12 protein-coding genes are annotated in these 12,894 nt (G+C 69.3%); 5 read left to right on the top strand and 7 right to left on the bottom strand.

Going from position 1 to position 12,894, the window contains the following annotated elements:
* Positions 1-31: 31 nt before the first annotated feature.
* Positions 32-874, bottom strand: a complete 843-nt coding sequence (locus HNQ07_RS03585) for a DegV family protein (protein WP_184109497.1) — start codon at positions 872-874, stop codon at positions 32-34.
* A 191-nt stretch (positions 875-1,065) separates the two neighbouring features.
* Here HNQ07_RS03585 and bshA point away from each other — a divergent pair, with 191 nt between their 5' ends.
* The gene (gene bshA, locus HNQ07_RS03580; RefSeq protein ID WP_184109496.1) at positions 1,066-2,187 is read left to right on the top strand and encodes an N-acetyl-alpha-D-glucosaminyl L-malate synthase BshA; all 1,122 of its coding nucleotides are present in this window, start codon (positions 1,066-1,068) and stop codon (positions 2,185-2,187) included.
* Positions 2,188-2,310: 123 nt separating this feature from the next.
* Here bshA and HNQ07_RS03575 read toward each other — a convergent pair whose 3' ends face one another.
* The 3 genes from HNQ07_RS03575 to sucC form a co-directional block, all read right to left on the bottom strand.
* Entirely contained in the window at positions 2,311-2,877 is a 567-nt protein-coding gene (locus tag HNQ07_RS03575; protein ID WP_184109495.1) for a hypothetical protein, read from the bottom strand.
* Positions 2,878-2,999: 122 nt separating this feature from the next.
* Positions 3,000-3,905: a succinate--CoA ligase subunit alpha gene (sucD, locus tag HNQ07_RS03570; RefSeq protein ID WP_184109494.1), complete on the bottom strand. Its 906-nt coding sequence runs from the start codon at positions 3,903-3,905 to the stop codon at positions 3,000-3,002.
* Positions 3,905-5,068: an ADP-forming succinate--CoA ligase subunit beta gene (sucC, locus tag HNQ07_RS03565; protein ID WP_184109493.1), complete on the bottom strand. Its 1,164-nt coding sequence runs from the start codon at positions 5,066-5,068 to the stop codon at positions 3,905-3,907. Before sucC ends, sucD begins: the two co-directional genes overlap by 1 nt.
* 188 nt (positions 5,069-5,256) lie before the next feature.
* On the opposite strand from sucC, the gene HNQ07_RS03560 reads away from it, so the two are divergent.
* The 3 genes from HNQ07_RS03560 (at position 5,257) to HNQ07_RS03550 (ending at position 7,438) form a co-directional block, all read left to right on the top strand.
* On the top strand, positions 5,257-6,306 hold the full coding sequence (locus HNQ07_RS03560) for a M24 family metallopeptidase (protein WP_184109492.1): 1,050 nt from the start codon (positions 5,257-5,259) through the stop codon (positions 6,304-6,306).
* Positions 6,303-6,842: an RlpA-like double-psi beta-barrel domain-containing protein gene (locus HNQ07_RS03555; protein ID WP_229831751.1), complete on the top strand. Its 540-nt coding sequence runs from the start codon at positions 6,303-6,305 to the stop codon at positions 6,840-6,842. Before HNQ07_RS03560 ends, HNQ07_RS03555 begins: the two co-directional genes overlap by 4 nt.
* A gap of 128 nt (positions 6,843-6,970) precedes the next feature.
* Positions 6,971-7,438, top strand: a complete 468-nt coding sequence (locus HNQ07_RS03550; RefSeq protein ID WP_184109491.1) for a YbjN domain-containing protein — start codon at positions 6,971-6,973, stop codon at positions 7,436-7,438.
* 163 nt (positions 7,439-7,601) lie between these two features.
* Here the strand turns inward: HNQ07_RS03550 and pepF are convergent, their stop codons facing one another.
* Positions 7,602-9,440, bottom strand: coding sequence for an oligoendopeptidase F (gene pepF / locus HNQ07_RS03545; RefSeq protein WP_184109490.1), 1,839 nt, complete (start codon positions 9,438-9,440; stop codon positions 7,602-7,604).
* Positions 9,441-9,528: 88 nt separating this feature from the next.
* On the opposite strand from pepF, the gene HNQ07_RS03540 reads away from it, so the two are divergent.
* A complete protein-coding gene (locus tag HNQ07_RS03540) occupies positions 9,529-10,752 on the top strand; it encodes a sugar efflux transporter (RefSeq protein ID WP_184109489.1) in 1,224 nt (407 codons plus the stop codon).
* A gap of 58 nt (positions 10,753-10,810) precedes the next feature.
* Here the strand turns inward: HNQ07_RS03540 and trpA are convergent, their stop codons facing one another.
* Together trpA and trpB are read right to left on the bottom strand one after the other, a co-directional pair.
* Entirely contained in the window at positions 10,811-11,614 is an 804-nt protein-coding gene (gene trpA / locus HNQ07_RS03535) for a tryptophan synthase subunit alpha (protein ID WP_184109488.1), read from the bottom strand.
* Positions 11,611-12,852, bottom strand: a complete 1,242-nt coding sequence (gene trpB, locus HNQ07_RS03530; protein WP_184109487.1) for a tryptophan synthase subunit beta — start codon at positions 12,850-12,852, stop codon at positions 11,611-11,613. The genes trpA and trpB overlap by 4 nt, the downstream gene beginning before the upstream one ends.
* Positions 12,853-12,894 lie beyond the last annotated feature (42 nt).

The following is a 12,894-nucleotide window of genomic DNA, read 5'->3' as shown; positions in this document are numbered from 1 at the left end:
GAATGCATCCCCAGCCCGCCCTGCTCATGGATCACGCCACCGGGCAGGCCATGAAACCGAAGGTGCCCGGGCCGACGTGGGCGCCGATCACCGGGCCGATCAGCTGCACGCGGCCCTTGTGGACGTTCAGGCCGCTGGACGCCACGGCGGTGCGCAGGGCCGAGATGCGGCCGGTGTCGCGGCCGGCGTGCGCAATGGTGACGCTGATGGGCGCCGTGCCGAAGCGCTCGCGGAGTTTGTCGAGCATGTCGTGGTGCGCGTGGGCCGCCTTGATGCGGCGCACCGCCCGCAGTTCTCCGTCCTCGAAGTGCAGGATGGGCCGCACGCCCAGCATGTTCGCCATGAGCTCCTGCGTGCGCCCGATTCGCCCGCCCCGGCGCAGGTACTCCAGGGAGGCCACGCTGAACTCGGCGGACATGGTCTCGCGCACATGGTGCACGGCGCGCTCGACGTCGGCGGCGTTCCCGCCAGCGCCCACGGCACGCTGCGCGGCCATCACGGCCTCGGCCAGCGGCGTGGAGGCCAGGCCGCTGTCGATCACGTGCACGCGCTCTCCGCCCTCCAGCGCCTGCGCCGCGTGCCGCGCGCGGTTCACGGTGTCCGACAGCTTGCCGGACAGGTGGATGGACACCACGTGCGTGTGGTCGCGCAGCAGCTCGCGGTATCGGCGGCTGAAGGCGTCCTCCTCCACCGGTGCGGTGGTCGCCATACCGCCGGTCTTCATGTGGTCATACACGGCGTCCGGGTCTATGTCCTGCCAGTCCAGCAGGCGGCGTTCGCGCAGGTTCACGGTGAGGGGCACGACGTGAATGCCGAGCTGACGCGCGTGCTCGGGCGGCAGGTCACACGTGGAATCCGTGAGGATCGCGATCATGCTGAGAGTGTGATGTGCAGTTCGTGATTTGTCCATAAAGTTTTCCCGCTGCATTCCACCCTGCCGGGGGCGTGATTCGCAGCTCTAGCTGACGAAGTGCTGTCGCGGGCGCGGGTATACTCCGCTGCCATGCACGCTCTCATTCGCTCTGTTCTGACCGGCGCACAGCCTTCACCGTCATGACTCCCAGCATGAAAGTCGCCGTCCTGTGCCACGCCAGCGCGGGCGGCTCCGGCGTCGTCGCCACCGAACTCGGCCTGAAGGTCGCCCGCGCCGGGCACGAGGTGCATTTTGTCGGCACCGCGCAGCCGTTCCGGCTCGCCGGACACGGCGGCATGCGCGGCCCGTATTTCCACCAGGTGAGTTCCTTCGCGTATGCCCTGTTCGAGCAGCCCTACCCGGAACTCGCGGCCGCGAACACCCTCACGGAAGTGATCCTCGAGCACGACATCCAGCTCTCACATGCGCATTACGCCATTCCGCACGCGACGGCCGCCATCCACGCCAAGGCGATCACCGGGCGCACGCGTGTGATCACGACGCTGCACGGCACGGACGTGACCCTCGTCGGCGCGGAGCCTGCGTTCCGGCACACCACGCGGCACGCCATCGAACGCAGCAACCACGTGACAGCCGTGTCGGCTTTCCTGGCCGACCAGACGCGTGAGCTGTTCGGCGTCGGCCGCGACATCGAGGTCATCCACAACTTCGTGGACGGCGACCGCTTCGTGCGGATCACCGACCCGGCCGTCCGCGCCCGCTTCGCCCACCCGGACGAGGCGCTGCTGGTGCACGTCAGCAACTTCCGGCCGGTCAAGCGCGTGCAGGACGTCGTGCAGGTCTTTGCCCGCGTGGCGAGCGAGATCCCGGCCCGCCTGCTGATGATCGGCGACGGCCCGGACCGCCCGCGCGCCTTTGAACTCGCCCAGCAGCTCGGCGTGATCGGCCGCACGCACTTCCTCGGGTCATTCCCGGACGTCGAGACGGTGTTGGGCATCAGCGATCTGTTCCTGTTGCCCAGTTCGAACGAGAGCTTCGGCCTGGCCGCCCTGGAAGCCATGAGCTGCGAGGTGCCGGTCGTGGCCGCGCGCGCCGGTGGCATCCCAGAGGTCGTCGAGGACGGCGTGACCGGCATCCTGTGCCCCGTCGGTGACGTCGACGGTATGGCCCACGGCGCGCTGCGTATCCTGCGCGACCGCGAGGTCTACACGGCGATGGGGCACGCAGGCCGGGAGGCCGCCCTGACGCGGTTCCACCCGAGCAGAATCGTGCCGCAGTACCTGGCCGCATACGAGCACACCATCAGGAGGTGAGGCCGGGGAGATGGACGGCTCGTCTCCCTTTCCTGTTACTGCCCCTAAACCCTGCCGCGATTCATATCCAGTTCTTGCTACCACCCGTGTCTTTGTAAACACCCGCCGCACCAATCCGCCAGTTCAGCGGCGCAGGCGGACGGACACGACTTCGTTATCGCTGAAGGGCTGGACGGCCACGGCGCGGCCCACCTCGACCAGGAAGGCATTCCAGCCGCGCTTGAGGGTCGCCTGATAGCCGCGGCTGGCGGTCACGGTCACGTCGCCGCTCACCCACGTCACGAACAGGGTCGCGTTGCTGGACATCGGCGGCACCTCGCGCAGCGCCTCCTGGTCGTCACGGTGCCCGTTGCTGTTCTGATCGCGGTACGCGAAGAACTTCAGTTCGGCGGCCTGCACCGGGGAACTTACGGTGATGGGATCGATCACACCCGGCCAAGACACGTTCTGGGGCGTGAGGCTCACCTGCGCTCGGGCAGAAGGCACAGTCGTGGGGATCTCCAGGCGGAAGCGGCCGTTCTCGACCGGCACGCTCACGATTTCCTGGAGCGGCTGGCCGAAGGGACTCACCAGAAACCCGGCAATGCGCGTGTCCGGACCGGCCCCCTCCGCCGTGCCTGCCACCGTGAGGGCGACTCCCTGACCGGCGGCCAGGGCGAGCACGAGGAAGGCGGTGGAGGCTGGCTTCATAGGCTCAGTCTACGCGCGCACCTGACCCGCTTGTGATGCGGGGGGCCAGCAGGCCTTGTCGGCGGCCACATGAAGCGGGGGAGCGGCGCCCCCTGGCCCCACTCCCTCGCCCCGTACCACGCTTACTTGTTCAGCGCCTGCTTCACCAGGTCGATGATCTCGGGCATGGTGTCGGCCACCGGGACGTTCGCGGCCTGGAAGGCGGCGAGCTTGCTCTCCGGGGTGCCGACGTCGCCCATGATGATCGCGCCGGCGTGACCCATGCGCTTGCCCTTGGGCGCGCTGCGGCCGCTGATGAAGGCCACCACGGGCTTCTTCATGCTGGTCTTGATGTACTCGGCCGCCGCTTCCTCGTCCGCGCCGCCAATCTCACCGATCACGACGACCGCGTCGGTGTCCGGGTCCGCTTCGAACAGGGGCAGGACGTCCGCGAAGGTCGTGCCGATCACCGGGTCGCCGCCGATGCCGACCGTGGTGCTGGTGCCCATGCCGGCGTCGTTCAGCAGCTTGGCCGCCTCGTAGGTCAGGGTGCCGCTGCGGCTGATCAGTCCGATGCGGCCGGGCGTGGCGTAGATCTTGTTCGGCATGATGCCGACCTTGGCCTCAGCGTTGGTGACCAGACCGGGGCAGTTACCGCCGATCAGGCGCACGCCCTCGCCGCCGTGGGCACGGCTGTGCTCGTCGAGCGCCTTGACTTCCTGCACGGCGCGCATCATGTCCACGGTGGGCACGCCCTCGGTGATCAGGATGATCAGGGGAATGCCCGCGTGCGCGGCTTCCAGCACCGCGTCCGCCGCGCCCGCCGGGGGCACGAAGATGATGCTGACGTTCGCGCCGGTGGCAGATTTGGCCTCCGCCACGGAGTTGAAGACCGGCCAGCCCTCGAAGTCCTGGCCGCCCTTGCCGGGCGTGACGCCCGCGACGACCTGCGTGCCGAATTCCTTCATGGCGCGCGAGTGGCTGGCGCCCTCACGGCCGGTCATGCCCTGCACGATGACCTTGCTGTTCTTGTCGACGAGAATGCCCATTACTTGCTCCCCTGGCTGGCCGCGTTGGCTTCCCTGGCGGCCTCGTCGGCGGCCTCGAACATGGTCGGGTACATCTGGATCAGCGGGCTGTTGACCTCCGCCAGCAGCGCTTTGGCCTCGTCCTCGGCGGTGCCGGCAATGCGCATGCGCACCGGTTTGGTCAGGATGCCGTCGTTCAGCGCCTGGATGACGCCCTTGGCGACCTCGTCGGCCCGGGTGATGCCGCCGAAGATGTTGATGAAGATCGCCTTGACGTCGGTGTCCTTGCTGACCAACTTGACCGCGTTGTACACGATCTCGGCCTTGGCACCGCCGCCGATGTCGAGGAAGTTCGCGGGCTTGGCGCCGGCACGGTTCACGACGTCCAGCGAGGTCATCACGATGCCCGCGCCGTTGCCGAGCACGCCGACGTTGCCGTCGAGCTTCACGTACGCGAAGCCGTACTTGCTGGCCTCGATCTCAAGCGGGTGCTCGGCTTCCAGCTCGCGCCAGTCGGCGAGGTCGCGGTGGCGGTACATGGCGTTGTCGTCCACCTCGAACTTCGTGTCGAGCGCGACCGGCACGCCGTCCGGGCCAACGAACAGCGGGTTGATCTCGACGAGCACGGCGTCACGCGCGAACGCGGCCTCGCTCATCTTGACCATCATGTCTGCGATCTTGTTCAGGTTGCCCTTGAAGCCGGCCTTGATGGCCACGTCACGCGCTTCGTAGGGCCGCAGACCGGTCACTGGGTCCACACGGTGCTTGATGATCTTCTCCGGCGTGGCGGCGGCGACCTCCTCGATCTCCATGCCGCCCTCGGCGGAGGCCATCAGGGTGTAGCTCTGCACGTTGCGGTCAACGATCATGCCGACGTAGTACTCGGTGCCGGCGTCGATGTCCACGGCGCGCGTGACCAGCACCTTGTTGACGGTTAGGCCCTTGATGTCCATGCCGAGGATCTTCTCCCCGTTCTCGAAGGCCTTGTCCTCGGTCGGGCTGAACTTCACGCCGCCGGCCTTGCCGCGCCCGCCGACGTGTACCTGCGCCTTGACCACGACCGGCTGGCCGTACTCGCGCGCGACCTGCCGCACCTCGTCCGGGGTGCGGGCGACCTTGCCGTCCTGCACATTGACGCCAAACTGGCGCAGGATGTCCTTGCCCTGATACTCGTGAAGTTTCACGCTCGCTGCCTCCTTGGGGCGGGGTCGCCGCGCGGCCCCTGCTGCTGATGTCCCGAAGAATGAGTATAAGGGGGCCGCGCCATGCCCCGCTGCCCCGTGTTCCTGGAGGGGGAACAGCGGCGGGGCGGGCGCGCGGGCGGGAAGTATGTCACCACGGCGAATTGGGGGCCGTGTTACCGTTGCCTGCGATGACCTCACTGGAACAGCTGCGGAGCGCCATGCGCCGGGCCGGGGTGGACGCCCTGTGGATCAGCGACCCCGCCAACGTGCGCGCCCTGAGCGGCTTCACGTCCGGCAAGGACGGCAAGGTGCTCGTGACGCAGAGCGGCGCGACGCTCTACACCGACGCGCGCTACACCGTGCAGGCGGCGGGCGAGTCGAGCGTGCCGCAGTTCATCGCCCGGCCGCCGGACACCTACGCCCACGCGGCGCCGACGCTCGGCGGCCAGCGGGTCGGCATCGAGGCGGACCACCTGACGGTCGCGGTGCTGGACGACCTGCGCGCCGCGTGGCCCGACGCCACGGTGGTCCCGGTCCGGGGGCTGGTGCAGGGCCTGCGGGTCCGCAAGGACGCCCGGGAACTAGCCGCCCTGCGCGCCGCCCAGGCCATCGCCGACGCCGCCTTCGCGCAGGTGCACCCGACGATCCGGGCCGGCGTGACCGAGCTGGACGTGGCCCTGGAACTCGAACTCGCGATGCGGCGGGCCGGCGCCCAGAGCGCCTTCGAGATCATCGTGGCGAGCGGCCCGAACGGCGCAAAGCCCCACGGGGTGGCGTCCAGCCGCGTGATCGGTGAGGACGAGCTGGTGACCGTGGACATGGGCGCGCAGGTGGACGGCTACCACAGCGACATGACCCGCACGGTGGCGGTCGGGAACCCATCCGCCGAGCTGCGCCGGATGTACCGCGCGGTCCTGGAGGCCGAGGAAGCGGCCGTGGCGGCGGTGCGGCCGGGCGTGCGAGCCGCGGATCTCGACCGGCTGGCGCGCGACCTGCTGACCGGGCACGGCCTGGGGGAGTATTTCGCGCACTCGCTGGGGCACGGCGTGGGCCTCGACATCCACGAGGGACCCAGCCTGCGCGGCACCAGCGAGGACGTGCTGGAAAGCGGCATGGTCATCACCATCGAGCCCGGCGTGTACGTGCCGGACGTGGGCGGCGTGCGAATCGAGGACCTGGTGCTCGTGACCGACCACGGGTACGAGGTGCTGAGCCGGGCCGAGAAGGACCATCTGTGAGGACCGGCGGGTGGCTGCGGGCGGCGCTCCTCGCTGGGGCCGCGCTGACCGGCGCGGCAGACGCGAACCGGGTGTACCGCGTGCAGCCGGGCGACACGCTGTGGTCCCTGGCCCACGCGAACGGCACCACCGTGGCAAACCTACTGGCACTCAATCCCCGGCCCGCCGCCACGCTGCGGGCGGGCGAGGTCATTCTGCTGCCAGACCGTGAGGCCGCGGACGAGGTGGTGACGGGTGAGGTGGCAGCCCCGGTGACCCCGGCCGGAGCAGTGCAGGTAGGACAGGCGGTGTACTACCCGGGCCGGCCGGACGCCACGACGGCGATGACCGCCGCGCACCTGACGCTACCGAAGGGCACGTGGGTGCGCGTCACGCACCGCGTCACGGGCCGCAGCGTGGACGTCCTGATCAACGACCGTGGTCCGTTTGGCGTGCCGTCGCGGATCATCGACCTGTCGGCGGCGGCGGCGCAGAAACTGGGCATCCTGAGCGAGGGCGTGGCTCCGGTGACGGTCGCGGTGCTCGCCCGGCCGTAGGGCCGACCTGCGGGAACGTGAAGACGCCGGTCACGGGCGCGGCCAGCGGGCGGTGTTAGAATCTTCCGGGTTTCAAGCCACACAGTTCTGATCTGATGTGTTTCACCCCACCGAGGAGGATGGTTTAAATGACGATGGACACGGCACTCCTGACGCTGGACACGCTCGCGAAGTACCTGAAGGACAAGGAAGTCCAGCTGGACATGGAAGACAACAACGGCCAGCGCTTTATCCGCATGGGCTGGCGCTTCGAGATGGGCGACGCGGCCGTGCTGGTCAGCGTGAACGACGGCCCGAACAACACCAGCCGCCTGGAGATCACCTGCGTGACCCAGAAGCAGTACAACGGCCGCCGCAACGAAGTCGTGAACATGCTCAACGACCGCAACCGCGAGCGGGCCTTCGCGCGCAGCATCGACGCCGACGGCAACGTGTGGCTGGAATACGTGGGCTTCTACCCCACCCTGGCCGAGATGCCCCAGGAGACCTTCGACACGCTGTTCGGCGGCGTCCTGATGCACTTCCAGGACGACTACGGCGCGCTGGAAGGCGTGTCTCCGGCCGGCGGCATGCAGGTCCAGCAGCCCCAGGCCTGAACGGTCTCCACCGATGGGCGGGACCACCCCGCCCATTTTCTGAGGAACAGCAAGTGATACATTTCACGATTTTGCCAGCGCGTGAAAAATGTGTTCTCTTCGGACCGCTGAGGGACGGTGAGTCCGCAACACCCACCGTCCCGCGTCGTCGATGTCTCCGTGCTTACGGTGCCTGAATGGCCGCCTGCCCGGCCTTCCGCTCCGCCAGCAGTTTCTCCAGCCGGTCCACGTAGCCGGCCAGCGTGCGGAACGTCGCCTCGACCGGTCCGGCGCTCAGCATGTCCACGCCCGCTTCCTTCAGCGCGTCAATGGGATCAAGGCTGCCTCCCGACTCCAGGAAGCGCAGATATGTCATGCGCGCCGCTTCGGGGTCCTGTCCAAACTGGGCCAGGAGCTGGTGCGCGGCACTGATGCCGGTCGCGTACTGGTACGCGTAGAAGTTCGCGTATAGGTGCGTGGAGAACTCGGCCCACGTGATGCCGCTGCGCTCGCGGTCCATGGTGACGCCGTCGCCGTAGCCCTGCGCGAGCAGGTCGGCCATCAGGGTGATCAGGTCCGGCGCGCTGAGCGTGCCGCCGGCCTCGATTCGCCGGTAGCACTCCAGTTCAAAGGCCGCCAGGGTCGGCATGATGAAGAAGTAGCGGTGGAAGTTCGACAGCGCCTCCTCGATGATCTGCACCTCGAACTCGGTGTCGCCGGCCGCGCGCGCTTTCTCCAGCAGGTGCTGACGCACCATCGCCTGATTGAAGTTGCTGGCGACCTCGGCGTGGAACAGGGTGTAGCGCGGCACGCTGAACGGGTGCGTGCGGGTCGAGAGCAGCGAGTGCATGGAATGCCCGATCTCGTGCGCCAGGGTGGAGTACGAGTTCATGGTGCCGTTCCACGTCATGAAGATGAACGGCTTGACCCGGCCCCCGCCGTTTGAGTACGCGCCCTGGCGTTTGCCGTCGTTCTCGGCGTAGTCCACCCAGCGGTCCGTGGTGAGGCCCCGGCGCATTTCACGCACGTAGTCCTCGCCCAGGGGCGCCATACCCTGCGCGATCCACTCGACCGCCTGGGCGTAACCGACGGCGCGGCTCGGCACCAGCGCGGCCTTCACGTCGTACTCGCGCAGGTCCGGCAGGCCCAGCCACTCGCGGCGCACGCGCCAGTAGCGGTGCCACGTGGGCGTGTTCGCGCGGTAGGTGTCCAGCAGGGTCGTGACGACCTCCACCGGAATCGCGTCCGGCGCGAGGCTGGCCGTGACGGTGTCCGGGTACTGCCGCGCGCGGGCCACGAACACGTTCTGGCGCACGTTGGTGGCGTACATGGCCGCCTGGGCGTGCTTCGCCGCCAGGTGGGCGTCGGCGTAGTGCTCCCACGCCTCGCGCCGCACCTCGCGGTCGGCCGACGCGGTGAGACGGTCCACGTTGCCCTGCGTGATCACCTCGCCACCGGCCGTGCCGAAACGCAGGTCCATGTTCGCCAGCGCCGGGTGGATGCCGCGCTCGCTGGCAAAGGGTGCCTGCACCGCGCCCAGCAGGGCCTCGACCTCGGCCGAGCGCACGTGCGGGCGATTACGGCGCAGGCGCTCCAGGCGCACCCGCTGGTCCGCGAACTCGGGCTGGGCCAGCCAGCCGTCCAGCACGTCGTCCGGAATCGCCAGCAGTTCGGGTTGCAGTGCAGCCGTCACGCTGCCCAGGCGGGCCATCAGGCCGTTCGCGGCGTCGCGCCGGGCGGCGGCCACGGCGTCGCGGCCGTCCACGCTCGCAGTCATGGAGGCGTACGACGCGAAGCGCTGCATCCGCAGCAGGACATCGTCCGCCTCGGCGAGGTACGCGAGCAGCGCGTCCGGCCCGCGGCCGAGGCGCCCGCCGTGCGCCGAGAGCGCGTCGATGGCCTCGGGCAGCCGCCCGGCCTCGGCGGTCCAGTCGTCCGGGGTCGCGTACAGCGCCTCGATGTCCCAGGTCTGCTCTGTCGGGGCCTGCGCGCGCGGGGGCAGGGTCTTCGCCGGGGTGGTCATGCCCGAGGCTACCACCGTCCCGAACGCTTCTGAATGGATTAAGAAGGGTCAGGGTGTAAGCTCAGGCCAGCATGACCGGACGCTGCCCATGACCACCCATCCAACCTCCCAGGCCGCGATCCTGCCCGCGCTGCTGCGCCTGCCGGGCTTCGTCGGGCTCGCCGCCGCCGTCTTCTTCCTGGGCTTCGGCGTGTCGCTGTCCGGGCCATTCATAGCGCTGTACGGCGTGAACCATATCGGCATGAGCCCGCTACAGCTCGGCATCTTCCTGACGCTGAACGCGGTCAGCTCGGTGATCCTGAGCACGCGGCTGGCGCGCTGGTCCGACCGGCTGACGGACCGCCGGCCGCTGGTGCTGCTCGCGCTGGGCGTGGCCGCCGCCGGTCAGGCCGGACTCGGCGTGGTGCGCGCGTACCCAGCGGCCGTGGCCGTGGGGATCGTCCTGGTCGGCCTGGGTGCCGCCGCGTTTCCGCAGCTCTTCGCGTACGCCCGCACACAGATGTCGGCCGCCCCGGGCGATATCGCCGAACGCGGCCAGACCGTGCTGCGCTCGATGTTCTCGCTGGCCTTCGTGGTCGGCCCTGGGCTGGGCGCTGCCGCGCTGGCCCGCTTCGACTTCATGGGGGTCTTCCTGCTCGCGGCAGTGTGCCTGCTGCTCGCCGCCGTGCCGATCCTGCTCAGCCGCAGCGTGCCCCTGCGCGCCACCCCGGCCGGCCACACCGTGACCGAGCCGCGCACGGCCGCGCCCAACCGCCCGGTGTGGCTGGTGTCGCTGGCCTTCGTGCTGTACGGGATGAGCATGACCATGGCCATGAGCATGTTCCCGCTGTTCATCACCAAGACGCTGCACGGCACCACCGGGCAGGTCGGCTTCCTGGTGAGCCTGTGCGCCCTGCTGGAGATTCCGGTGATGCTGGGCCTGGTCATGTTGCGGCGCCTGCCCAGCGTGGAGTGGCTGGTCAAGGGCGCCATGGGGCTGTTCGTGCTGCACTACGTGCTGATCTACGTCGCGCACGGCATGCCGCTGCTGATCGTGACCCAGGTGGTGCGCTCCGTGGTGCTGGCGATCCTGGCGGGCCTGGGCATGACGTACTTCCAGCAGTTGCTGCCGGGCCGGGTCAGCGCGGCCACGACCCTGTTCTCGAACACCATGAACGTGGGCGGCATGCTCGCGGGGATCGTGTCGGGGGCCATCGCGCAGGCCTTCGGGTTCCGCGATATCTACCTCGTGTGCGCCATGCTGACCTTCTCGGCGTGGGCCGTCATGCAGGTCATCACCCGGCCTGGCTTTCCCTGGCGCTCGGCCCGCTGACCACAGCAGAGCGGGCCGCCTGGGAACGCGTGTCCCGGGCGGCCCGCTCCGTCCGCATTCAGTCCTTCCGGCACCCCTGCGCGATGGACGCGGCCAGCGCGCCCACGTCCTGACCGCCCTGGATCGCGTTGATGAACGCGCTGCCAACCACGACGCCGTCCGCAAGTTGCGCGACAGTGCGGGCGGTGGCCGCGTCCTTGACGCCGAAGCCTACGGCCACCGGCACGCGGGCGTACTGCCGGGCCAGGGCCAGCATCGCCGGCACCTCGCCCAGGGCGCTGCCCTCGCGGGCGCCGGTCACGCCAGTCACGCTCACCGCGTACAGGAAGCCGGTGCACGCCCCCGCGACGAGTTCCACGCGTTCGGGCGTGCTGGTCGGCGCGATCAGGAACGTGACCGCCATGCCGTGCTCGGCGGCGAGATCCGCGATCTCCAGATCCTGATCCGGCGGCAGGTCCGGCAGGATCAGGCCGTCCACGCCGGCCTCCGCCGCGAGCCGCATGAACTCGCGCGGGCCGACGGCGTAGATGGGATTGACGTACGTCATCACCACGATGGGCGTGTCGTGTCGGGCGCGCAGGTCGGCGATCAGCTGCAGGGTGCGGCGGGTGCTGGTGCCGCCCGCCAGCGCCACTTCGCTCGCCCGCTGGACCGTCGGGCCGTCGCCCAGCGGATCGGAGTACGGAATGCCCACCTCCATCACGTCGGCGTGGGCAAGCAGTGCGTCGGCGACCGCCGGGAAGTCCTGCTGGTTGGGAAAGCCGGCGGTCATGAACGGAATGAAGGCGGCGCGGTTTTCGTCACGGGCGCGGTCAAAGGCGGCGTGGATGCGGGCGACGCCGCGCGCGTGCACGGCGGTCACGCGCTCACCTCCGCCGCCTGCTCGGCCCTGAGCAGCCGGGCGACCTCGGCGACGTCCTTGTCGCCGCGGCCCGAGAGGTTTACCACGATCACCTGATCCGGCCGCATGGTGGCGGCGAGCTGCAGCGCGTGGTAGATCGCGTGGGCGCTCTCCAGCGCCGGGATGATGCCCTCCAGGCGGGTGCACAGCTGCAGCCCTTCCAGCGCCTGGGCGTCGGTAACGGGCACGTACTCCGCGACGCCGGTGGTGGCGTACAGGCAGTGCTCCGGGCCGATGCCGGGGTAGTCCAGGCCCGCGCTGATGGAATGCGGCGGCACGATCTGGCCCTCGTCGTCGTTCAGCAGGTACATCATCGAGCCGTGCAGCACGCCCACGCGGCCGCCGGCCACGCTGGCGGCGTGCCGGCCGGTCTCGACGCCCTCGCCGGCCGCCTCGGTGCCGATCAGGCGGGGCCGCTCACCGTCGGGCAGGTACGCGTACGGCGCGAAGATACCGATGGCGTTGCTGCCGCCGCCCACGCACGCCACGATGGCGTCCGGCACCTCGCGGCCCTCGACGGCCTGGAGCTGCCACTTGGTCTCCTCGCCGATCACGGACTGGAAGTCGCGCACCATGGCGGGGTATGGGTGCGGTCCGACCACGCTGCCCAGGATGTAGAAGGTATCGCGGACATTCGTGACCCAGTCGCGGATGGCCTCGTTGGTGGCGTCCTTGAGGGTACTGGTGCCGGACGTCACCTCGCGCACCTCGGCGCCCAGCAGCCGCATGCGGAAGACGTTCAGCTCCTGCCGGCGGATGTCCTCCGCGCCCATGTACACCACGCAGTCCAGGCCCAGCAGCGCGGCAGCGGTGGCGCTGGCGACGCCGTGCTGCCCAGCGCCGGTCTCGGCGATCACGCGCTTCTTGCCCATGCGGACGGCCAGCAGCGCCTGGGCGAGGCAGTTGTTGATCTTGTGCGCGCCGGTGTAGTTGAAGTCCTCGCGCTTGAGGTAGATCTTGGCGCCGCCCGCGTGCTCGGTCAGCCGCTGGGCGAGGTACAGCGGGCTGGGCCGGTTGACGTACTCGCGCAGCAGGCGGTCGAGTTCGGTCAGGAACGCCGGGTCCTGCTTGGCCGTCTGATAGGCGCGGTCGAGTTCATCAAGCGCCGGAATGAGCGTCTCGGGAACGTAGCGTCCGCCAAAGCGGCCGTATCGTCCCCGGTCATCCGGCATCGGATAGGCAGGCAGGTGTAGAGTCATGGGATCTTCAGAGTAGGAGTCCGCGTTACACCCGGTACATAA

The sequence above is a fragment of the Deinococcus metalli genome (genome assembly GCF_014201805.1).
Lineage (GTDB): Bacteria > Deinococcota > Deinococci > Deinococcales > Deinococcaceae > Deinococcus > Deinococcus metalli.
Note: the sequence above shows the minus strand (reverse complement) of the source record. Positions and strands in the feature narration are given on the sequence as shown.

What these genes read in the sequence shown, in the direction of transcription:
- HNQ07_RS03585 (WP_184109497.1), bottom strand. Translation starts at nt 874, where the DNA reads ATGATCGCGATCCTCACGGATTCCACGTGTGACCTGCCGCCCGAGCAC.
- bshA (WP_184109496.1), top strand. Translation starts at nt 1,066, where the DNA reads ATGAAAGTCGCCGTCCTGTGCCACGCCAGCGCGGGCGGCTCCGGCGTC.
- HNQ07_RS03575 (WP_184109495.1), bottom strand. Translation starts at nt 2,877, where the DNA reads ATGAAGCCAGCCTCCACCGCCTTCCTCGTGCTCGCCCTGGCCGCCGGT.
- sucD (WP_184109494.1), bottom strand. Translation starts at nt 3,905, where the DNA reads ATGGGCATTCTCGTCGACAAGAACAGCAAGGTCATCGTGCAGGGCATG.
- HNQ07_RS03560 (WP_184109492.1), top strand. Translation starts at nt 5,257, where the DNA reads ATGACCTCACTGGAACAGCTGCGGAGCGCCATGCGCCGGGCCGGGGTG.
- HNQ07_RS03550 (WP_184109491.1), top strand. Translation starts at nt 6,971, where the DNA reads ATGACGATGGACACGGCACTCCTGACGCTGGACACGCTCGCGAAGTAC.
- pepF (WP_184109490.1), bottom strand. Translation starts at nt 9,440, where the DNA reads ATGACCACCCCGGCGAAGACCCTGCCCCCGCGCGCGCAGGCCCCGACA.
- HNQ07_RS03540 (WP_184109489.1), top strand. Translation starts at nt 9,529, where the DNA reads ATGACCACCCATCCAACCTCCCAGGCCGCGATCCTGCCCGCGCTGCTG.
- trpB (WP_184109487.1), bottom strand. Translation starts at nt 12,852, where the DNA reads ATGACTCTACACCTGCCTGCCTATCCGATGCCGGATGACCGGGGACGA.